This is a genomic window from Agromyces sp. NPDC004153, assembly GCF_053603635.1.
Window position 1 is genome coordinate 1934028 of sequence record NZ_JBSGFY010000001.1, and the last position, 21216, is coordinate 1955243.

Genomic DNA, 21216 nt, shown 5'->3' on the forward strand with positions numbered 1-21216 from the left:
GAGGCCACCGGACGCGGCGCGGAGCGCTACGGGCGGGCGGCCTCGCAGGGAAGGGTGTCTGCGATGAGGCGCGCGACAAAGACGGTGTTCATCGTTCTCTCCTTCCGATCTCGGGCACGGATGCCGCGTGGCGCGGTCCGCAGGCGAGCATACGCGCTGCCCGCCGCCCTGTCCATGGTCGATTCCGGCGCACTCACCCCGCGACGGCGGCCTCGATGATGCGGGCGCTCGCCGCGGCGCCGTCCTCGCCGTCGAACTCGCCCTGCACCCGCGCGGCGGCCGCCCGCATCGCCGGATCCGACAGCACGCGCTCGACCGCCGCCCGGAACTCGGGCCGGCGCACGTGCTTCGGCGGCACGCGGAGCGCGTTCCCCCGCCGCACGCAAACCTCGACGTTCCAGACCTGCTCGGGCTGCAGGCCCATGCCGACGAAGGGGATGCCGGTGGCGCACGCGGTCTGCACGGTGCCCTGTCCGCCGTGCAGCACGGCCGCGTCGACGAGTCCGCCGAGCCGGTGCGCCGGCAGGAGTCCGGTGACGTGCACGTTCGCCGGCACCGTGTCGCCGGGCTCGAGGTAGTGCCGGATCGGTGCGACGACGTTGACGGGCAGGTCGCCGAGCACCTCCGCGGCCGCGAGAGCCAGCTTCCGGTCGGCCGACGAGCCGAGGCCGAGGTACACGAGCGGCTCGGGCGCGGTGGCGAGCTCCTCCATGATCGGCGGCAGCGGTGCGTCGATGCGGGCGAAGATCGGCCCGACCCGGCGGTAGTCGTCGGGGAGGTCGTAGCCCTCGAGTTCCCACGGCATGACCGTGAGCAGGTTGACGTCGGCCTCGAGCATCGAGGCGACCGTGCGCAGCGGCGCGACCCCGTTCGCCTTGGCCACCGAGGTGAACGCCCGTGGCGCGACGGGTGCGCGCGTGTAGAGCCACCGGAACGCCGCCGTCGCGACGCGATCGGCCGCACGGGCGAGTGCGCCGGTGCCGTGCACGAAGTTCATGCGTCGGGTCTGCGTCACCTGCGGTCCCGTGAGCGCGAACGGCACGGGGTAGAACAGCGGCACGCGTTCGGCACGCGCCGAGAGGAGCGACGTGATGTTCGAGCCGATCACCACGGCGGATGCCCCGAGCTCGCGGATGAGGCCTCGCTCGGCGTCGACGCGTGCCGCGACGAGCTCCGACGTGAACGGGCTCCGGAGCGCCCGGCCCTGGTCGAAGTCGAGGGCCTGCTTGCGTTCCGCGGCGCTCCACGCGGGCTCCAGCGGGTGGTACGTGAAGCCGGCGTCGCGTACGAGGTGCACGAAGTCGTCTTCGTAGCCCATGAACTCGGCCCGGTGGCCGGGACCGAGCGCGCGGGCCACCTCGATCATGCGCGTGGTCTCGGCGAGGTTGAACGTCACCGGGGCGAACAGGATCACCGCCACGTCAGCTCCCTTCGGCGATTCCGACTCTGGCATAGGGTGCTGCCATGCGCAGGGAGGCAACGGTGGTGCTCGTCGAGGGCGAGAGCGACCGGCGCGCGCTCGCGGCGCTCGCGCGCCGCCTCGACCACGACCTCGCGGCATCCGGTGCCGAGGTCGTGCCGATGGACGGCGTCACGAACCTGCGCCACCACCTCGCCGAGCTCGATGCGCTGGATACGCCGCCGCGCGTGCTCGGCCTGTTCGACGTCGGCGAGCAGGCGCACGTCGCCCGCATGCTGACGGCGGCCGGGCGGGGTCCGGTGGACACGACACAGGACCTCGAGGCGCTCGGCTTCTTCGCCTGCACGCTCGACCTCGAGGACGAGCTGATCCGCGCCGCCGGCCCCGAGGCGATCGAGGGCGTGCTCGCCGAGCACCGCGACCTCGCGCGGTTCCGCACGTTCCAGCAGCAGCCCTACCAGCGGGACCGGCCGATCGAGGCGCAGCTGCGCCGCTTCGCGGGCACGGCGGCCGGCCGCAAGACCTGGTTCGCTGCCGACGTCGTCGAGGTGCTGCCGCTCGAGCGGATGCCGCAGCCGATGCTGCGCCTGCTCGACGCCGTCGTGCGCTGACGCCGGTCGGCGGCGCGCAGCCGGCGGGCTCAGCGGGCGTGGTCGGCGAGGATCTGGTCGATGTCGATCTGCGAGAGCAGGTGCTGCCAGTCGAGCTCGCGGGCGACGTCGGCGACATCGGGCTCCGCGAACGCCTGGCCGTTGCGGTGCACCACCACGCCCGTCGGCACCAGCTCGTTCAACCGCGCGAGGATGGCGTCGTCGACCGCCTCGGTGTCGAAGTCGGCTCCGACGCCCGCGTAGTAGTCGGCCGAGAGGGTGTACGAGACGAGTCCGACCTCGATCGGTTCAGCCATGTCGTGGCTCCTTCGCGAGTGCTCCGTGATCCGGTTCCCCATTCTGCCAGCGCCCGGTGACGGCGGCGCGCGGTTTGGGTCTGTCCCAGCCGGTCCGACTGTGGTTGTGTTCTGTCATGAGTGGGCAGGGCGCGCCTGGGGCGCCGTTCAACTTCCGTCTCGCGATCCTCCTCGCGATGGCGATGTTCGTGCTCGTCGTCGACACGTCGCTCATGAACGTGTCGATCTCCGCGGTCGTGCACGACCTCGACACCACGGTGAGCGGCGTGCAGGGCGCGATCGCGCTCGAGGCGCTCGTCTCGGCGGCGTTCATCCTCATCGGCGGCAAGACCGGCGACCTCATCGGCCGCAAGTTCGCCTACATCCTCGGCCTGCTCGGCTACGCCGTCGGCGCCATCGCCATGACCCTCGCGCAGAACCTCAGCGCGATCATCCTGTTCTGGGCGGTCATCGGCGGCATCGGCGCCTCGCTCCTGCTGCCCGCGATGCAGTCGCTCATCCACGGCAACTTCGAGGGCGAGCACCAGAAGCGCGTCTACGCCCTCGTCGGGGCGTCGGCCGCCATCGCCGCCGCCGTCGGCCCGCTCCTCGGCGGCCTCATCACGACGCTCTGGTCGTGGCGCTGGGGCTTCGCGGGTGAAGCCGTGATCATCGCCGTCGTGCTCGCCGGCATCGGCCTCGTGAAGGACGTTCCGTACCACGGCGACCGGTCGGTCGATCTCGTGGGCGCCGCGCTCTCGATCATCGGCATGGGCGGCGTCGTCACCGGCATCCTCGTGTGGCAGGAGGGCGGCGGCTACGTCGGCGTGATCATCGGCCTGGGTGTCGTGGCGCTCGGCGGGCTGGTGTGGTGGCTCCGTCGGCGCAAGGCGAGCGGCAAGGCCACGCTGCTCGACCCGACCCTCTTCGAGTCGAAGATGTTCCGCACCGGGGCATCCGGTCAGCTGCTGCAGCAGGTCGCGCTGGGCGGCACCATGATCGTGCTGCCGATCTACCTGCAGATGGTGTTCGAGTACAACGCGCTGCAGGCGGGCCTCTCGATCGCGCCGCTGTCGCTCAGCATGTTCGTCATCGCGCTGCTCGCAGGCCGCGGGCTGAAGCGCCGCCCTGCGGTCGTCATCCTGTGGGGATTCGTGCTCGTGGTGGCCGGCCTTGCGATCCTCGTGCCGATCGTTCCGATCGCCGACTCGGGCTGGTGGCTCACGATCCCGCTCATCATCTCGGGCTGCGGCCTCGGCCTGCTCGTGTCCCAGCTGAACAACTACACCCTCTCGCCGATCTCCGACGAGCGGGTGAGCGAGGCGGCGGGCGTGAACTCGGCCGCGGGCTCGTTCGGCCTCTCGTTCGGCCTGGCGTTCGCCGGCGCGATCATGCTCGCGACGCTCGCCTTCACGTTCACCGCGCGCGCCGACGCGAGCACGGTGCTCTCGCCCGAGCAGCAGCAGCAGGTCTCGACGGTCCTCGAGGAGGACGCCGAGATCATGTCGAACTCGGGGCTCGAGGAACTGCTCGCCGACGAGACGCCCGAGGTGCAGGCCGAGGTGATCGCGATCAACACCGAGTCGCGCAACATCGCGCTGCAGGTGGCGCTCTTCGTGCCGATCCTCGCCGGCGTGCTCGGCATCCTGAACGGGTTCCGGATGCGCCGACTGCCCGATCCCAAGGCGTCGGGTGCGAGCGAGGGGATGATGCTCGGCTGAGGCTACTGGAGCGCCGCGACCGAGCTCAGGAACCGGCCGTAGCTCACGAAGTAGGTGACGCCGTCGGAATGGAGCATCGAGGGCTGGTAGTTGCCGTCGTAGTCGGGGCTCGCCAGCAGCGTGCCGGGGATCGGATCGTCGGAGAGGGTCCAACCGGATGCCTCGAGCCCGGCTCGGCGTGACGCCCACGCCGCTTCGTCCTCGGGGAGCTGGGCGAACCACACGCTGATGTCGCCACCGGATCGATGCCACTCGCAGGTCAGCGCGCCGTCGGCGGCGAGCGCCTCCATCGCCGGGCCGAGAAGCCACCCGTTCGCGTGCTCGAGCGAGAGCCCGTCTTCGGCGAGCGAGGCGTACTCGGCATCGGTGAGGACCGTGTCGCACGTGGGCACGGGCGCAGCGGCATCCGGCGCCGGGGTGGACGTCGGTGACGGTGCGGGCGTGGGATTCGCCGTCGCGGTGGGTGACGGCGTCGGCACGGGCGTGGGGTCGGGTTCGGGGGCGCTGCAGCCGGCGAGCAGGGCGAGGGCTCCGGCAGCGAGCAGGGTGCTGCCGAGCACGAGGCGTCGTGTCATGGTGCGGAGCCTAGGCCCGGGAGCGATTGGAGCCATCGGGGCGGGCCCTGAGGTGGCGGAGGCGCAGCGCGGCTGAAGCGGGGCCTCGCCTTGCCGCGGCATCCGTCGTCTGCGAATATCTGCGTATGAATGCAGATACGCGGGAATACGGACTCACGCCCGACAGCCAGTACGTCGAGCTCGCCGTCGAGGTGTTCGCGATGCTCGCCGACGCCACCCGGGTCCGCATCATCCTCGCGCTCCGCGACGAGGAGCTGTCGGTCAACCATCTCGCCGACATCGTCGACAAGTCGCCCGCCGCCGTGTCGCAGCACCTCGCGAAGCTGCGGCTTGCCCGCATGGTGACCACCCGGCAGGACGGAACGCGGGTGTTCTACCGGCTCGCCGACGAGCACGCACGACGACTCGTGGCCGACGCGATCTTCCAGGCGGAGCACGCCATCGACGAGCACCCGCGGCACCACCGGGCCGCCGACACCGGGAGGACCGCATGATGGCGAACGCGCACCCGCATGGGCGCGGCCACGAGCACGCCGATCACGACCACGAGCACCGGGGACACGACCACGAGCACGAGGGCCACGACGGCCGCGACCACCCGCACGAGCACGAGGGCCACGACCACGAGCACGGACGCGGCATCCGCGGCATCCTGCGCGAGTTCTTCGTGCCGCACACGCACGATGCGGCCGACTCGGTCGACGACGCGCTGGAGGCGAGCGCCCAGGGCGTGCGGGCCCTCAAGATCAGCCTGTTCGTGTTGCTCGCGACGACACTCCTCCAACTCGCCGTGGTGTTCCTCAGCGACTCGGTGGCCCTGCTCGCCGACACCGTGCACAACTTCGCCGACGCGCTGACCGCCGTTCCGCTCTGGATCGCGTTCGCCCTGGCCCGCAGGCTGCCGTCGCGTCGGTATCCGTACGGCTACGGTCGCGCCGAGGATCTCGCGGGGCTCTTCATCGTGGCGGTCGTCGCGCTCTCGGCGGTCGTCGCGGCGTGGCAGGCGATCGACCGGCTGATCGATCCGCGGCCCGTCGAGCACCTCGGGCTGCTGGCGCTCGCCGGCCTGATCGGCTTCGCCGGCAACGAGGCGGTCGCGATCTACCGCATCCGGGTGGGGCGTCGCATCGGATCCGCCGCGCTCGTCGCCGACGGCGTGCACGCCCGCACCGACGGGTTCACCTCGCTCGCCGTCGTGCTCGGCGCGGCGGGCGTCGCGCTCGGCTTCCCGATCGCCGACCCGATCATCGGGCTCGCGATCTCGGCCGTCATCATGGTGCTGCTCTGGGGGACCGTGCGGAGTGTCGGGCGACGCCTCATGGACGGGATCGAGCCCGACCTGCTCGATCGCGCCGAGCACGCGCTCCATCACGTCGACGGCGTGGTCGGCGTGGCATCCGTGCGCCTGCGCTGGAGCGGGCACCGGCTCTCGGGCGACGCGGACGTCGTGCTGGCCGGCGATCCGACCTTGCGAGCGGCCGAGGCCGTCGCGGCGGAGGCCGAGGCGCGGGTGCGCCGGGCCGTCCCGAATCTCGACCGCTTCGCGGTGCACGCGTCGGTCGCAGAGGCGCTCGACCGGGAATGACGATCGGCCCTCGCGCGCCGGGCTGATGCTCCGACGCGCGAGGGCCGATCGACGTGCGGCTGCCTAGGGCAGCGTCCAGGTGGTCGGCGGCTTCTCCTGGTCGTACAGCCAGGTCTGGAAGAAGTCGTCGAGGTCCTGGCCCGAGACCTCCTCGTAGACGGCCTGGAAGTCCTCGGCCGAGCCCGTCGAGTCGTCGTAGCGGTCGAGCCAGAGCTGCGCGCCCTCAAAGAACGCGTCGTCGCCGACCTCGAGGCGCAGGGCATGGAGCGTACCGGCGCCGCGGTCGTAGACCGGGCCCTGGAAGAGCCCGAGCGGCTGCGGATCGCCGATCTGGAGCTCCCAGTAGTCGGAGTCGGCCGGCTCCTCGGCGTACCACTCGTTGTACGACTCCTGCGCGGTCGCGTCGCCCTCCTCCTCGTTCCAGAGCCACGTGGCGTAGGTCGCCCAGCCTTCGTTGAGCCAGATGTCCTTCCAGCCCTCGGGGCTCACGGCGTTGCCGAACCACTGGTGCGCGATCTCGTGCGCGACGGTGCCCTCGGAGGCCTGACGCGAGTAGACGGGCCGGGTCTGGGTCTCCAGGGCGTAGAAGACCGTGTCGTCGTCGACGATCGCCCCGGCCGAGCCGAACGGATACGGGCCGAACCGGCTCTCGAAGAAGTCGATCATCTCGACCTGGCGGGCCAGGCTCGCATTCGTCGTGGCAAGTCGGGGGGGAGTCAGGTTCGCGTCCACCGCGTCGATGATCGGCACGCCGCTCGTCGAGTAGTACGTCGGCCGCAGGACGAAATCACCCACGGACGCCGTTGTCAGGTAGCTGGCCTGCGCGTCGGGGGCATCCCAGAACCAGGTCGTCCAGCCGTCGGCCGTCTCCGCGGGCTTCGACTGCGTGCCGTTCGCGACGGCGACCTTGCCCTGGGGGACCGTGATGGCGAAGCTGTAGGTCGCCTTGTCGGTCTGGTGGTCGCTCACCGGGTACCACGTCATCGAGCCCTCGGGCTCGCTCACGACCATGGCGCCGTCGCGCATGGTGACCCAGCCGTAGAGCGCGCCCTCGATGTCCTCGGGCTGCGTGGTCGTGCCCTCGTACTCGACCACGACCTGCACGTGCTGGCCGGCCTTGATCTTCGGGCGGGGCTGCACCGTGAGCTCCCAGATGCGGGCGTCGTCGTCCTGCACCTGCCAGTACGCGGCGCCGTCGACCTCGACGCCGGCCGCGGGCACGGCCACCTCGGCGGCGGCCTTGCCGTCGACGCTGAGCGCCGTCACGTCCATGTCGCGCAGGTCGAGGTTGAACCGGTCGAGGTCCTGGGTGGCGACGAGGTCGATCGTGGCGGTTCCCTCGAGGTGTCCCTCGAGCGGTCCCGTCGCCTCGGGCAGCGTGTACCTGACGTCGAGGTCGTAGTGCTGCGCGTCGTAGCCGCCGTTGCCCGAGTACGGGAAGTACGGGTCGCCCGCGCCGTCGGCTCCCGCCGTGTACCGCGGTCCGGGCCCCTTCGGCGCGGCGGCTGCGCCGATCGTGCCGAGCCCCGCGATCACCACCAGCGCGGCGGTCGCCCCGCCGAGCATCCGTGTCCTCATCCTGTTCACGAGTCCTCCCAACGTTCCGTATGACGCACAGTTGCGCCAAACTCTAGGGCGCGCGCACCTCCGCCCGAAAGACCCGAAGCGAGGGCCGGATGCCGCGAGCGGGGACGCGGCATCCGATCACCGACCCGTCCCTCAATAGTCGACGGGGTCGCGTGAGATCGGGCAGGTCATGCAGTGGCCGCCGCCTCGACCGCGGCCGAGCTCGGCGCCGACGATGGTGATCACCTCGACGCCGGCCTTGCGCAGCAGCGTGTTCGTGTGAGTGTTCCGGTCGTACGTGAAGACGACGCCGGGCTCGACGGCCACGGCGTTGTTGCCGCTGTCCCACTGCTGGCGCTCGCCGGCGTACCACCCGCCGCCGGGCTCGACCGTGCGGAGGCGGGGCACTCCGAGCGCGTCGGCGACCACCTCGACGAACGGCCGGCGCTCCTCGGTGACCTCGATGCCGTCGTCGTCGGCCGGCCGCAGCGAGAACGCGTGGATGCCGTCCACGATGTCGGGGTAGTACGTCACCAGGTCGCGATCGGCGAACGTGAACACCGTGTCGAGGTGCATGGCGGCGCGGAGCTTCGGCATCCCGGCGACCACGACCCGGGTCGCCGCACCCGCCGCGAACAGCCTCGCGGCGACCTGCGTGATCGCCTGCCGCGACGTGCGCTCGCTCATGCCGATGAGCACCGCGCCGTTGCCGACCGGCATGACGTCGCCACCCTCGAGCGTCGCCTGGCCCCAGTCCTCCTCGGGGTCGCCCCACCAGACGGTGCTGCCCGTGTACTCGGGGTGGAACTCGTAGATCGCCTTCATGAGCAGTGTCTCGCCGTGGCGTGCCGGCCAGTAGAGCGGGTTCAGGGTGAGGCCGCCGTAGATCCAGCAGGTGGTGTCGCGCGTGTAGATCGTGTTCGGCAGCGGAGCCATGAGGTACTCGTCGATGCCCGACGACTCCCTGGCGAGCGCGAGGGCGTCCGAGCGGAACTCGTCGGGCAGCTCGCGAGTGGAGAGGCCGCCGATGAGCAGCTCGGCCAGCAGCGCCTCGTCGAGGGAGTCGAGGTAGGCGCGGGTGTCGCCGACGAGGCCGTACCCGACCTCGTTTGAGGTGATCTTGCGATCGAGGAGCCACTCGCGCGCACCGGGCACGCCCAGCGTCTCGGCGAGCAGGTCGTGGAGCTCGACGACCTCGACCCCGCGTTCCTGCAGCTTCAGCACGAAGTCGTGGTGGTCGCGCTTGGCGTTGTGCACCCAGAGCACGTCGTCGAACAGCAGCGCGTCGTTGTTGCTCGGCGTGAGGCGCTCGTGTCCGAGTCCGGGCCGGCACACGAGCACCCGGTTGAGCCGGCCGACCTCGGAGTGGACCCCGAACGTGGTTGGCATGAAGCGCTCCCTTCCGTCGTGCGCGCGGCATCCGCTCGCACCTGATCAGATCTGCACGACCCCCGTGGCGAGCAGCACGACGCCGACCACGGCGAAGGCCAGGACGACGATGAAGACGACCAGGCCCGGCCGCGTGAAGACCCGCGCGCCCTGCTGGCGACGGGCCAGGATGTAGAGCACCGTCGCCGGCGCGAGCAGGATGCAGGCGAGGAACAGGAACACGTAGCCGGCCGCCCACATCAGGAAGAGCGTGTAGATCGTCGAGACGGCCGCGATCACGAGCTCGCGCGTGCGTCGTGCCGGCGCCACGTCGCCGTACCCGTCGCGCCGCAGGGCGATCTTGACGGCGTAGGCGCTGGCGAGCGCGTACGGCGCGAGGGCGAGCGCCGCGGTCAGGTCGAGGGTGAAGTCGAGCGCATTCCCCACGAACTGCACCGCGAAGAGGATGGCCGTCACGAAGATCGAGGTCCAGAGCACGGCGTGCTCGGGCACCTCCCGCCGGTTGAGCACGGCGAAGTGGCGGGGCAGGTCGTTGTCGCGCGCGGCGGCGTACACGACGTCGGCGGCGAGCAGCTGCCATGCCAGGTACGCCCCGAGCACCGAGATGATCAGCCCGACTCGGATGAACGCGCCGCCCCACGGGCCCACCGCGGCCTCGAGCACGCCGCCGACGGACGGCTGCGGCAGGGCGCCGAGCTCCGCCTTGGGGAGGATGCCGTACGACAGGATCGAGACCGACGCGAACAGCGCGAGCACAGAGAGGAACCCGAGCACGGTGGCCCGGCCGACGTCCTCGCGGCGCTTCGCGTAGCGCGAGTACACGCTCGCGCCCTCGATGCCGAGGAAGACGAAGACCGTGATGAGCATGGTCCCCTGCACCTGCTCGAACAGCGACTCGCCGCCGGGCGCGTCGGCGCCGCCGCCGAGGTTCGCGACGAACACGTCCCAGTCGAGGAAGAAGACGACGAGCACGAGGAACAGCGCCAGCGGCACGAGCTTCGCGAGCGTCACGATGAGGTTGATCCCCGCCGCCTCCTTCACCCCGCGCCGGATGAGGAGGAAGAAGCTCCAGACGGCGGCCGCCGAGATGAAGAACGCCGGCCAGGTGTCGCCCTGCCCGAGCAGCGGCTCGAGGTCGGGGAACAGCTGGCTCAGCGTCGTCATGATGAGGACCCAGTAGAACGCGTTGCCGGCGCATGCGGACGCCCAGAAGCCGATGGCGGACAGGAAGCCGGGGTAGAGGCCGAACCCCTCGCGCGCGTAGACGTACACGCCGTTGTCGAGCTTCGGCTTGCGCACGGCGAGGGTCTGGAAGACGAGGGCGAGCGTCAGCATGCCGAGCCCCGCGATCGCCCACGCGATCAGTGCGCCGTAGACCCCGGTCTGGCTCGCGAAGCGCGCCGGGAGCTGGAACACCCCGGCACCGACCATCGAGCCGACGACCATGGCGGTGAGGGCCGGCAGGCTGAGCTTCGAGGTCGTCGTCGACGTCTCGGCGGCGGTCGTCATCGGTCGTCCCTCCCCAGTGCTCGATCCCCCAGGTGCGAACGGTGCAGGGCGGGCGCGCGGCCCGATCCCGTGTCTAGCGCAGCCCGGATGCCGCCGCAAGAGCCGTGGCGCAGGAGGCGACGCGCGACGCCACCGGGCCCCGTGCCGCCCGAATACTGGGAACCAGCCGTGAGTTGAGTCGAGTCGGCTCAACTTCGGCGGATCCGACTTGACACGTTCCTCGGGCCGCTGACACACTTGAGCCGTTGGGACTCAAGTTCCGACGCCATTGACTTCGGTCGCGGGCCAGGACGGCCGGGCCGACCGCCGATGGAGTGTGCGCGGCATCCGCTCGTGCGGGCTCCCGGCAGAAGGAGATACACACATGTCACGAGCAGTAGGAATCGACCTCGGCACCACGAACTCCGTCGTGAGCGTGCTCGAGGGCGGCGAGCCCACGGTCATCGCGAACGCCGAGGGCTTCCGCACGACCCCGTCGGTCGTCGCGTTCACGAAGGACGGCGAGGTGCTCGTCGGCGAGACCGCCAAGCGCCAGGCCGTCACCAACGTCGACCGCACCATCGCGTCGGTGAAGCGCCACATGGGCACCGACTGGTCGAAGGAGATCGACGGCAAGACGTACACGCCGCAGGAGATCTCGGCGCGCATCCTGCAGAAGCTGAAGCGCGACGCCGAGCAGTACCTCGGCGACACGGTGACCGACGCCGTCGTCACCGTCCCCGCGTACTTCAACGACGCCGAGCGCCAGGCCACCAAGGAGGCGGGCGAGATCGCCGGCCTCAACGTGCTCCGCATCATCAACGAGCCCACGGCCGCGGCCCTCGCGTACGGCCTCGACAAGGGCAAGGAGGACGAGCTCATCCTCGTCTTCGACCTCGGCGGCGGCACCTTCGACGTCTCGCTCCTCGAGGTGGGCAAGGACGACGACTTCTCGACCATCCAGGTGCGTGCGACCGCGGGCGACAATCGCCTCGGCGGCGACGACTGGGACCAGCGCATCGTCGAGTGGCTGATCAAGCGCTTCAAGGACACCACCGGCGTCGACGTGTCGAAGGACCGCATCGCGCTGCAGCGCCTCAAGGAGGCCGCGGAGCAGGCGAAGAAGGAGCTCTCGAGCTCCATGTCCACGAACATCCAGCTGCCCTACCTCTCGCTCACCGAGAACGGGCCCGCCAACCTCGACGAGACGCTCACCCGCGCGCAGTTCGAGAACATGACGAGCGACCTGCTCGACCGCACCAAGAAGCCCTTCGAGGACGTCATCCGCGAGGCCGGCATCAAGGTCTCCGACATCGCGCACGTCGTGCTCGTCGGCGGCTCGACCCGCATGCCCTCCGTCTCCGAGCTCGTGAAGCAGGAGACCGGCAAGGAGCCCAACAAGGGCGTGAACCCCGACGAGGTCGTCGCCGTGGGCGCCGCCCTCCAGGCGGGCGTCCTCAAGGGCGAGCGCAAGGACGTGCTGCTCATCGACGTCACCCCCCTCAGCCTCGGCATCGAGACCAAGGGCGGCATCATGACGCGGCTGATCGAGCGCAACACGGCCATCCCCACCAAGCGCAGCGAGACCTTCACGACCGCCGACGACAACCAGCCGTCGGTCGCGATCCAGGTCTTCCAGGGCGAGCGCGAGTTCACGCGCGACAACAAGCCGCTCGGCACGTTCGAGCTGACCGGCATCGCCCCTGCCCCCCGCGGCATCCCGCAGATCGAGGTCACCTTCGACATCGACGCGAACGGCATCGTGCACGTGTCCGCCAAGGACAAGGGCACCGGCAAGGAGCAGTCGATGACCATCACGGGCGGCTCGAGCCTCCCCAAGGAGGACATCGAGCGCATGGTGCGCGACGCCGAGGAGCACGCGGCCGACGACAAGAAGCGCCGCGAGTCCGCCGAGACGCGCAACCAGGCCGAGCAGCTCGTCTACCAGATCGAGAAGCTCATCAAGGACAACGACGACAAGCTCCCCGAGGACGTGAAGTCCGAGGTGCAGGGCGACGTCGACGCGCTGAAGTCGGCGCTCGCCGGCGACGACGACGCGGCCGTGAAGTCGGCGTTCGACAAGCTCTCGCAGTCGCAGGGCAAGCTCGGCGAGGCGATCTACGCGTCCTCGCAGCAGCAGCCCGCGGGCGCCAACCCGGGCAACCCCGGTGAGGACGCCTCCGCCAGCGGCACCGACGGCGGCAGCTCCTCCGACGAGGACGTGGTCGACGCCGAGGTCATCGACGACGAGGACGAGAAGAAGTAATCATGTCGGACGAGAACCAGAACCACGACGAGCCGATCATCCGCGACAAGCGGCGGATCGACCCCGAGACGGGTCAGGTTCGGCAGCCCGAGGGCGCGCACGAAGGCGAGGTCGAGGCGACGGATGCCGCGGCCGACACCGACGAGGAGGTGCTCACGGTCGACGACATCCTGAACGCGGCGCAGGCCGAGGTGCAGGAGCCGAGCGACGAGCACCTCGCCGACCTCAAGCGCGTCACCGCCGAGTACGCGAACTACCGCAAGCGCACCGAGGCGAACCGCGAGGTCGAGCGGGAGCGCGCGGTCGGTGCGGCGGTGTCCGTGCTGCTGCCCGTGCTCGACGACCTCGACCGTGCCGAGAAGCACGGCGACCTCGAGGGCGACGCCCCCTTCGCGACCATCGCGGCGAAGCTCCGCGCGGCGGTCGAGAAGCTCGGGCTGACCCCGTTCGGCGAGGTCGGCGAGCCGTTCGACCCGACGCGGCACGAGGCGATCTTCCAGCAGCCGTCCGACGAGGTCGACACCGACACGGTCGCCGACGTCGTCGAGACGGGCTACCTGCTCGGCGGGACGCTGCTGCGCGCGGCGAAGGTCGTCGTCAAGACGCCGCAGTAGTGATCACGGTCGTCGAGTAGCGCCGCCGGAGGCGACGCGTATCGAGACGCTCCAGGGGGTCTCGATACGCGTCCGGCTCCGCCGGGCGCTACTCGACCACCGGTTCATCAGACAGACTTCAGGAAGGAGGTGCCGATGGCCAGTCAGGATTGGTTCGACAAGGACTTCTACCAGGTGCTCGGCGTCTCCAAGGACGCGAGCGACGCCGACATCAAGAAGGCGTACCGCAAGCTCGCGCGCAAGTACCACCCCGACCAGAACCCGGGGGATGCCGCGGCCGAGGCGCGCTTCAAGGAGATCAGCGAGGCGCACTCGGTGCTGGCCGATGCTGAGGAGCGCAAGGAGTACGACGCGATCCGTGCGATGGGCACCGGCGCGCGATTCACCGCGCCCGGCGCGGGCGGCGCGGGCGGCTTCGAGGACGTCTTCGGCGGCATGTTCGGCGGCCAGGGCGGCGGGGGCACGCGCTACACGTTCCAGCAGGGCGGCGACTACGACGACCTGCTCGGCGGCCTGTTCGGTGGTGGCCGCTTCGGCACGCCGAGCGGCGGCTACCGCGGCTTCGGCGGACCCACCAAGGGCCGCGACGTCACCGCGTCCACGACGCTCGACTTCATCACCGCCACCAAGGGCGACCAGATCACGCTGCAGACCGCAGAGGGCAAGCCCATCACGGTGCGCATCCCCGCGGGCGTGGCCGACGGCCAGAAGATCAAGCTGCCCGGCAAGGGCCACCCCTCACCCGACGGCGGCGAGGCCGGCGACCTCATCCTCACGGTGAACGTGCGCAAGCACCCGGTGTTCGAGCGCGACGGCCTGAACCTCCGCGTGACGGTGCCGGTCACGTTCGCCGAGGCGACGCTCGGCGCCACCATCCAGGTGCCCACCCTCGGCGGCGAGCCCGTGAAGCTGCGGGTCGCGCCCGGTACCCCGAGCGGCCGCGTGCTGCGCGTGAAGGGCCGCGGCGTCGAGACGAAGAAGGGCACGGGCGACCTCCTCGCCGTGGTGCAGGTGGCCGTGCCGTCGCACCTCTCGAAGGACGCGAGCGAGAAGCTCGAGGAGTTCGCGGCGCTGCTGCCCGACGAGGATCCGCGTGAGGAGCTGCTCGCCAAGGCGAGGAGCCAGCGATGAACGAGTCGAGCCCGCTGTTCGTCATCTCGGTGGCAGCCGACCTTGCCGGGATGCATCCCCAGACGCTGCGGCAGTACGACCGCATGGGACTCGTCTCGCCGACCCGCACGGCCGGCAAGTCGCGGCGGTACTCGATGCGCGACGTCATGCAGCTGCGCGAGATCGCGCAGCTCTCGAGCGAGGGCGTGAGCCTCGAGGGCATCCGCCGCGTGCTCGGCCTCGAGGACGAGGTGCAGGGCCTCCGTGCTCGGGTGCGCGAGCTCGAGGCCGCACTCGCCGACGAGATGCTCAACCGGCCCGGACGCCGGGTCTTCGCCGCCGGCTCCGCCGGCGACATCGTGTCGGTCCGCACCGGCACGCGCGTGCGCCGCGAGAACGCCGTCGTCGTGTGGCGGCCCCTCGACCGCGAGTAGCGCGGGTCGCGTCCCCCCTTCCTTGCGCCATGCGTTCCCGATGCGGGAGGCTCGCTCAGGGGGAAGCTCCCCCGGGGGAAGGAGCACACGCATGCAGCAACGGGAACCGTCCGAGGCCGTCATCGCCGCGAACGAGGCCCTGTCGGCCACGTTGCCGTTCGACGACGACGCCGACTTCGCGGCCGCCGACCGCGGATTCATCGGCACGCTCGACGATCCGGTCATCCGAGACGACCGCGGTGCGGTGGTGTGGGATGCCTCGTCGTACGACTTCGTCGACGGCGACGCGCCCGACTCGGTGAACCCGAGCCTGTGGCGGCAGTCGAAGCTCGTCGCGAAGCACGGACTCTACGAGGTGGTTCCCGGCATCCACCAGGTGCGCGGGTTGGACCTCTCGGTGATGTCGTTCATCGAGGGCGAGACCGGCGTCATCGTCGTCGACCCGCTCATCTCGAAGGAGACCGCCGTCGCGGCCCTCGAGCTGTACCGCGCCCACCGGGGCGATCGTCCGATCGTCGCGGTGATCCACACCCACAGCCACATCGACCACTTCGGCGGCGTGCTCGGCATCGTGTCGCAGGACGAGGTGGACGCGGGTGACGTGCAGATCATCGCCCCCGAGGGCTTCGTCGAGCATGCCGTGGCCGAGAACGTCTACGCCGGCACCGCGATGGGACGCCGCGCCGGCTACATGTACGGCGCGGCGCTCGCACGCGGGCCGAAGGGCCAGGTCGGCGCCGGCCTCGGCCAGACGACCTCGACCGGCGAGGCGACGATGATCGTCCCGACGCTCGACATCCGCGAGACCGGCGAGACGCACGTGATCGACGGGGTCGAGATCGAGTTCCAGATGGCGCCCGGCACCGAGGCACCGTCGGAGATGCACTTCCACCTCCCGCGCTTCCGGGCGCTGTGCATGGCCGAGAACGCGACGCACAACCTGCACAACCTGCTCACGCTCCGCGGCGCGCTGGTGCGCGACCCGCACGTGTGGTCGCAGTACCTCACCGAGGCGATCGAACGCTACGGCGACCGCACCGATGTGGTCTTCGCGTCGCACCACTGGCCGACGTGGGGCGCCGACGAGGTGCGTCGCTTCCTCTCGATCCAGCGTGACCTCTACGCCTACCTGCACGACCAGACGCTGCGGATGCTCAACCAGGGCCTCACGGGCGCCGAGATCGCCGAGGTCATCCAGCTCCCGCCGGCCCTCGAGCGCAACTGGAGCACGCATGGTTACTACGGGTCCGTGAGCCACAACGTCAAGGCGATCTACCAGCGGTACATGGGCTGGTTCGACGGCAATCCGGCTCGTCTCTGGCCGCATCCGCCGCAGGCGCTCGCCGAGCGGTACGTCGACGCGATCGGCGGCATCGACCGGGTCGTCGAGCTCGCGCAGGCGGCGTTCGATGCGGGCGACCTCCGGTGGGCGGCGACCCTCCTCGATCACGCGGTGTTCGCGGATGCCGCGCACGCGGCCGCTCGGGCCCTGTACGCGGACACGCTCGAACAGCTCGCGTACGGCTCCGAGAACGGCACCTGGCGGAACTTCTTCCTCTCGGGAGCGACGGAGCTGCGGGAGGGCAACTTCGGCACGCCCACGTCGACGGCCGCCCCCGCGATCTTGGCCCAGCTCACTCCCGAGCAGTTGTTCGACGCGGTCGCGATCCGCGTCGACGGCCCGAGGGCGTGGGACCTCGACCTGGCGCTCGATCTCACGCTCTCCGACCTCGGCCGCAGCTTCCACCTCACGTTGCGCAACGGCGTGCTGGTGTACGTCGAGCGCGAGCCGGCGCCGGATGCCGCGCTGCACCTGTCGCTCGACAAGCCGCGTCTGCTCCGGCTCGCCGGCGGCGACGTCTCATCCGACGGCGTCGAGGTGACGGGCGACATGGAGGTCCTGAAGCAGCTCATCGGCGTGCTCGACCAGGGCGATCCGGCGTTCGACATCGTCGTGCCCTGACGACGTCGACGCCGCGGCACGTCACGACGTCACGGCGTCCGGATTCGCCGGGGCGCTCAGCCCCAGGCCGACTCGGGCGCCGTGATCACCTTCACGGGCGCCGTCGACCAGTGCGAGCCGTACCCGTAGTGGCTGGTGGCCCATGGCGACGCCCAGATCGCCTGCGCCGTGGCGTTCGCGTCGGTGCCGGCCTCGAGCGAGGCCTCGATCGCGTCGTAGAACGCGTATCGGCGCAGGCTGTCGGCGGCGTACTCGGCCGCGATCGACAGGGTCGCGTAGCTGCCGAGACCCGATCCGCCGCCCGAGCCGTTGCCGTTGTTCAGCGGGTTGTTGCGGTTCCACCAATTGTCGGGACCGTTCTCCTGCCGCATCCAACGCAGCATCACGTCGATGTTCGCCTGCGTCAGCGGGAAGTCGCCGGAGATGAGCACGAGCTTCGCCCAGTCGTGGTTGGTGCCCGACTCGACGAGCGTCTCGGGGCCGGTCGTGGAGACGTACGACTCGTGCGACACGTCGGGTGCGGCGACGTCGGCGGCCACGCTCACGGTCTGGGTGTCGCCCGAGAAGGCCTCGCCGACGCCCGGCGGCTGCGCCGGGGCGGGTGGCTGCGGCGTGAGCGCGAAGGTCAGCCCGAGCGAGAGCACGGCGACCGCCGCCGCGAGCGGCGCGAGCCGTCGACCGATCCGGGCGCGATGCTCGAGGCTCGCGGCGTGGATCCTCGCCGCGCGCCGTTCCCCCCGGAACTGCAGTCCTGCGTCACGCATGCGGGCACGAGGGTAGCAAACCGAACCGGGAGCCGCACCGGGTTGCACGGCCGCGCGTAGCCTTGGGCCATGCCCCTCGACTTCGCCCTGCTGCGTCGCCACCCCGACGTCGAGGGGCATGGGCTCGAGGCCTCGGATGCCGCGGACCGCCTCATCCTCGACGAGTCCGCACCGTTCGTTGCGGGTGCCGGCGACGGCGATCTCGTCGTGCTCGACGACGCCTACGGCGCCCTCGCGCTGGGCGCCGCCGCAGCGGGCGCCCGCGGCATCCGCGTGCACCAGGACCTCGTCACGGGCGAGCGGGCACTCACCGGGAACGCCGCGCGCGCGGGCCTCGCCGACCGCGTCCGGTCGCTGCCGCTCGGCGCGGAGCTGCTGCACGGCGCGCGGATCGTGCTGCTGCGCCTGCCACGGTCCCTCGACCGGCTCGACGAGCTCGCAGGGCTCGTGGCCCGGCACGCGGCATCCGACGTGGTCGTCGTCGCGGGCGGGCGCATCAAGCACATGTCGCTCGCGATGAACGACGTGCTCGGTGCCTGGTTCGACCGGGTGGACGTGTCGCGCGCCCGGCAGAAGTCGCGCGTGCTCACGGCGCGGGGCCCGCGCGCGCAGCGGCAGCCGTCGTCGCCGGGCTGGCCGCGCGGCGAGCGGCACGACGACCTCGGCGTCACGGTCGTCGCGCACGGCGGCGTGTTCGCCGGCACCGGCGTCGACATCGGCACCCGCTTCCTCCTCGAGCACCTCGACGGCGCGATGCCCGATGCCGCGTCCGCCGTCGACCTCGCGTGCGGGTCGGGCGTGGTGGCGGCGTGGCTCGCTCGCAGCCGGCCCGGGCTGCGGGTCACGGCGACCGACCGCTCGGCGGCGGCCGCGGCATCCGCTCGCGAGACCGCGGAGGTGAACCGCGTCGCCGATCGCGTGACCGTGACGCAGGCCGACGCGCTCGAGCTCCTGCCCGACGCGAGCGAGCCGCTCGTGGTGCTCAACCCGCCGTTCCACTCGGATGCCGCGCTGCACACCGGCATCGCGGCGCACCTGTTCGACGACGCGGCGCGCGTGCTGGCGCCCGGCGGCGAGCTGTGGTGCGTCTGGAACTCGCACCTCCGGTACCGGCCGCTGCTCGAGCGCGCGGTCGGACCGACCCGCCAGGTCGCGCGCAACCCGAAGTTCACCGTCACCGCGTCGCGGCGGGCGTGATGTCCGCCGTCGCCGCATCCGGGTTCCGTCGGGACGGCCGTCGTGGAAGGCTGGACGGGTGACGTCCACGCTCGAACAGCTCGACGCCGACACGACCACCCGCGACGTGTCGGAGCAGCCGTGGCGCACGATCGTGTGGGACGACCCGGTCAACCTCATGACCTACGTGACGTACGTGTTCCGCACGTACTTCGGGTACCCGCGCGAGGTCGCCGAGCGGCTGATGCTGCAGGTGCACCACGAGGGGCGCGCCGTCGTGGCATCCGGCAATCGCGAGGCGATGGAGCGGCACGTGCAGGCGATGCACGGCTACGGCCTGCAGGCCACGGTGTCGAGGGGCGAGCCGTGATCGTCGCCGGGCGCAGCGGAGGCGAGGGCGTGCGCATCGTGCTCGAGGTCGAGGAGGCGATGCTCCTCTCGGAGCTCGCCGACCAGGTCGACTCGGTGCTCCTGCTCGGCGAGGCCGACGATCCGGCGCTCGGGCGGCTGCTGCCGAACGCGTACCCCGACGACGCGCCGGCGTCGCAGGAGTTCGGCCGGTACACGCGCGAGAGCCTCGTCGACGGCAAGCGCCAGGCCGCGCAGCGCGTGCGCGACGCGACCGCCGTGGCCGACGGCGACGAGGGGGTCGTGCAGATCGAGCTCGACCAGTCCGAGGCGTGGGGCTGGCTCACGTTCCTCACCGACCTGCGGCTCATCCTCGCCGAGCGCGTCGGCATCGTCGAGGAGGACGACGACGAGGCCGACGAGACGCGCGACGACTACCTGCGCGCGGCCTACGAGTGGGCGGGGTTCGTGCAGGGGTCGATGCTCGAGGTGCTCGACCCCATCGACTCCTGACCCGAGCGGATGCCGCGGGCCGGCCTGCGCGGAGCGGTGGCCACGTGATGCGTGACAAGCGAGGGCTCCGGCTGGCAGTCTGATCCCCACAGCGGCCGCCCGGGGTCGCGGGAGGGATGCCCCGATGACCGCACCGACCCGCGCCCCGGCGGCGCGCAGCACGCAGCCGTCCACCTCGATCCGCCGCGTGCTCCGGCACCCGGCCGAGAATGCGGAGACGCTCGAGTCCGTCGCGTTGGTGGTGGGCGCGGTGGCGTTCGTCATCGGGCTCGCCGTGGGGTGGATCGTCTTCTGGGGCGACGACGTGCCCATCTCGGGCGCGGGGTCGCTCGGCCAGTTCGCCGGCGTCGGCGGCGCTGCGGTGGCGTTCATCGCCTTCCTGCTCGGTCGGGTCGTCCTGCGAACGCCCGCGCCGGCGCTGCGGTCCCACGTCGACGACGGCCTCGAGGTCTCGGGTGCGCGACTGCACTGGTTCGACGTCGTCGCGCTCGCCGTGGCCCATGCCGTCATCGTCCTGCTCGGCTGGATCGGCCTCGCCGACGTGCTGGAGCGCAGCTTCATCGGCGCGGTCGTGTTCACGTTCCCGGCGGCCGTGCTCGCGGGCACCGCGTTCGCCGTCACCGCGTACGCGGTGTTCCTCTCGGCGGCCCGGCTCACGCCCATGCTCCTGTCGCTCGTGGTCGCGGTGTTCCTCGTGGTGGGGGCGCTGGCCGCCATGTTGAGCTCGAGCGATCCGCTCTGGTGGCAGAAGAACCTCTCGGCGCTCGGCATGACGGACGACATCTCGTCGCTCGCGTTCAACCTGACGCTCATCATCGCCGGGGCGATCGTCACGATCATCGCGCGCTACGGCACGGCGAACCTGCCGACGTCGACACCCGTGGAGGTCCGTCGACGGAGCATCGTGCGCGCGATGCTCGCGCTCATCGGCGTCCTGCTGGCGTGCGTCGGCATCTTCCCGGTGGACGAGTTCTTCGCGCTGCACAACACGGTGGCGACGGGCATGGCCGTGACCTACGCCGTGATCGTGTTCGCCCTGCCGCGTCTGGTTCCGTCGATGCCGAAGGTGTTCGTGATCCTCGGGTACGTCTACGTCGCGGTCGTCGTCCTGCTCGGCGTCTTCTTCGCGATCGGCTACTACAACCTCACCGCCGTCGAGCTCGTGGCGGGCGTGCTGATCTTCAGCTGGATCATCCTGTTCCTGCGCAACGCGGGCGTGATCCGCCCGGAGGCGCCAGCGGACTCGGCTCGCCCGGCCGCGGACCGCGACGCCGACCCCGATGCCGTCGGAGACCCCGCCGGAGCGCCTGCGCTCACCTGAGCACGAACCTGTTGACGTGCGCGCTCAGCCGGGTGGATGATGCGCGTACCGGCACGCGTCCACCTGGGGACGCGGCC

20 protein-coding genes are annotated in these 21216 nt (G+C 71.1%); 13 read left to right on the top strand and 7 right to left on the bottom strand.

Annotated elements, in window-relative coordinates:
• Nucleotides 1-193: 193 nt before the first annotated feature.
• Nucleotides 194-1420 (bottom strand): glycosyltransferase, encoded by a 1227-nt coding sequence (locus ACWEOH_RS09015; RefSeq protein WP_452030163.1) that lies wholly within the window; start codon nt 1418-1420, stop codon nt 194-196.
• Nucleotides 1421-1464: 44 nt separating this feature from the next.
• On the opposite strand from ACWEOH_RS09015, the gene ACWEOH_RS09020 reads away from it, so the two are divergent.
• Nucleotides 1465-2031, top strand: coding sequence for a TOPRIM nucleotidyl transferase/hydrolase domain-containing protein (locus ACWEOH_RS09020; RefSeq protein WP_452030165.1), 567 nt, complete (start codon nt 1465-1467; stop codon nt 2029-2031).
• Nucleotides 2032-2060: 29 nt separating this feature from the next.
• On the opposite strand, the gene ACWEOH_RS09025 is transcribed toward ACWEOH_RS09020, so the two are convergent.
• Nucleotides 2061-2327 (bottom strand): hypothetical protein, encoded by a 267-nt coding sequence (locus tag ACWEOH_RS09025; protein WP_148733165.1) that lies wholly within the window; start codon nt 2325-2327, stop codon nt 2061-2063.
• 116 nt (nt 2328-2443) lie between these two features.
• Between ACWEOH_RS09025 and ACWEOH_RS09030 the strand changes: the two genes are divergently transcribed.
• Nucleotides 2444-4027 (top strand): MFS transporter, encoded by a 1584-nt coding sequence (locus tag ACWEOH_RS09030; RefSeq protein ID WP_452030168.1) that lies wholly within the window; start codon nt 2444-2446, stop codon nt 4025-4027.
• 2 nt (nt 4028-4029) lie between these two features.
• Here ACWEOH_RS09030 and ACWEOH_RS09035 read toward each other — a convergent pair whose 3' ends face one another.
• A complete protein-coding gene (locus ACWEOH_RS09035; protein ID WP_452030170.1) occupies nt 4030-4602 on the bottom strand; it encodes a hypothetical protein in 573 nt (190 codons plus the stop codon).
• A 125-nt stretch (nt 4603-4727) separates the two neighbouring features.
• On the opposite strand from ACWEOH_RS09035, the gene ACWEOH_RS09040 reads away from it, so the two are divergent.
• Both ACWEOH_RS09040 and ACWEOH_RS09045 read left to right on the top strand, forming a co-directional pair.
• Nucleotides 4728-5096 (top strand): ArsR/SmtB family transcription factor, encoded by a 369-nt coding sequence (locus ACWEOH_RS09040; RefSeq protein ID WP_452030172.1) that lies wholly within the window; start codon nt 4728-4730, stop codon nt 5094-5096.
• The gene (locus tag ACWEOH_RS09045) at nt 5096-6187 is read left to right on the top strand and encodes a cation diffusion facilitator family transporter (RefSeq protein WP_452030174.1); all 1092 of its coding nucleotides are present in this window, start codon (nt 5096-5098) and stop codon (nt 6185-6187) included. Before ACWEOH_RS09040 ends, ACWEOH_RS09045 begins: the two co-directional genes overlap by 1 nt.
• Before the next feature lie 63 nt (nt 6188-6250).
• Here ACWEOH_RS09045 and ACWEOH_RS09050 read toward each other — a convergent pair whose 3' ends face one another.
• The 3 genes from ACWEOH_RS09050 to ACWEOH_RS09060 form a co-directional block, all read right to left on the bottom strand.
• Nucleotides 6251-7765, bottom strand: coding sequence for a M1 family metallopeptidase (locus ACWEOH_RS09050; protein ID WP_452031891.1), 1515 nt, complete (start codon nt 7763-7765; stop codon nt 6251-6253).
• A gap of 141 nt (nt 7766-7906) precedes the next feature.
• Nucleotides 7907-9142 (bottom strand): arginine deiminase, encoded by a 1236-nt coding sequence (locus tag ACWEOH_RS09055; protein ID WP_452030176.1) that lies wholly within the window; start codon nt 9140-9142, stop codon nt 7907-7909.
• A 45-nt stretch (nt 9143-9187) separates the two neighbouring features.
• Nucleotides 9188-10651: a basic amino acid/polyamine antiporter gene (locus tag ACWEOH_RS09060; RefSeq protein ID WP_452030178.1), complete on the bottom strand. Its 1464-nt coding sequence runs from the start codon at nt 10649-10651 to the stop codon at nt 9188-9190.
• 364 nt (nt 10652-11015) lie between these two features.
• On the opposite strand from ACWEOH_RS09060, the gene dnaK reads away from it, so the two are divergent.
• From dnaK to ACWEOH_RS09085, 5 genes are all read left to right on the top strand, one after another.
• Nucleotides 11016-12896: a molecular chaperone DnaK gene (dnaK, locus tag ACWEOH_RS09065; protein ID WP_452030180.1), complete on the top strand. Its 1881-nt coding sequence runs from the start codon at nt 11016-11018 to the stop codon at nt 12894-12896.
• A 2-nt stretch (nt 12897-12898) separates the two neighbouring features.
• On the top strand, nt 12899-13510 hold the full coding sequence (locus ACWEOH_RS09070; RefSeq protein ID WP_452030182.1) for a nucleotide exchange factor GrpE: 612 nt from the start codon (nt 12899-12901) through the stop codon (nt 13508-13510).
• 135 nt (nt 13511-13645) lie between these two features.
• The gene (locus ACWEOH_RS09075; RefSeq protein WP_148733172.1) at nt 13646-14641 is read left to right on the top strand and encodes a DnaJ C-terminal domain-containing protein; all 996 of its coding nucleotides are present in this window, start codon (nt 13646-13648) and stop codon (nt 14639-14641) included.
• Nucleotides 14638-15054, top strand: a complete 417-nt coding sequence (locus ACWEOH_RS09080) for a heat shock protein transcriptional repressor HspR (RefSeq protein ID WP_148733173.1) — start codon at nt 14638-14640, stop codon at nt 15052-15054. Before ACWEOH_RS09075 ends, ACWEOH_RS09080 begins: the two co-directional genes overlap by 4 nt.
• Before the next feature lie 91 nt (nt 15055-15145).
• Nucleotides 15146-17017 (top strand): alkyl/aryl-sulfatase, encoded by a 1872-nt coding sequence (locus ACWEOH_RS09085; RefSeq protein WP_452030185.1) that lies wholly within the window; start codon nt 15146-15148, stop codon nt 17015-17017.
• A gap of 56 nt (nt 17018-17073) precedes the next feature.
• Here the strand turns inward: ACWEOH_RS09085 and ACWEOH_RS09090 are convergent, their stop codons facing one another.
• Nucleotides 17074-17781 carry a hypothetical protein gene (locus tag ACWEOH_RS09090; protein ID WP_452030187.1) on the bottom strand — a complete coding sequence of 236 codons (708 nt, stop codon included), beginning with the start codon at nt 17779-17781 and terminating at the stop codon, nt 17074-17076.
• Between the two features lie 69 nt (nt 17782-17850).
• Between ACWEOH_RS09090 and ACWEOH_RS09095 the strand changes: the two genes are divergently transcribed.
• The 4 genes from ACWEOH_RS09095 to ACWEOH_RS09110 all read left to right on the top strand — a co-directional run bounded on the left by ACWEOH_RS09095 (nt 17851) and on the right by ACWEOH_RS09110 (nt 21139).
• Nucleotides 17851-18978: a class I SAM-dependent methyltransferase gene (locus ACWEOH_RS09095; protein WP_452030189.1), complete on the top strand. Its 1128-nt coding sequence runs from the start codon at nt 17851-17853 to the stop codon at nt 18976-18978.
• A gap of 58 nt (nt 18979-19036) precedes the next feature.
• On the top strand, nt 19037-19327 hold the full coding sequence (gene clpS / locus ACWEOH_RS09100) for an ATP-dependent Clp protease adapter ClpS (RefSeq protein ID WP_187432660.1): 291 nt from the start codon (nt 19037-19039) through the stop codon (nt 19325-19327).
• The gene (locus tag ACWEOH_RS09105) at nt 19324-19818 is read left to right on the top strand and encodes a DUF2017 family protein (RefSeq protein WP_452030191.1); all 495 of its coding nucleotides are present in this window, start codon (nt 19324-19326) and stop codon (nt 19816-19818) included. The genes clpS and ACWEOH_RS09105 overlap by 4 nt, the downstream gene beginning before the upstream one ends.
• Nucleotides 19819-19942: 124 nt before the next feature.
• A complete protein-coding gene (locus ACWEOH_RS09110; protein ID WP_452030193.1) occupies nt 19943-21139 on the top strand; it encodes a hypothetical protein in 1197 nt (398 codons plus the stop codon).
• Nucleotides 21140-21216 lie beyond the last annotated feature (77 nt).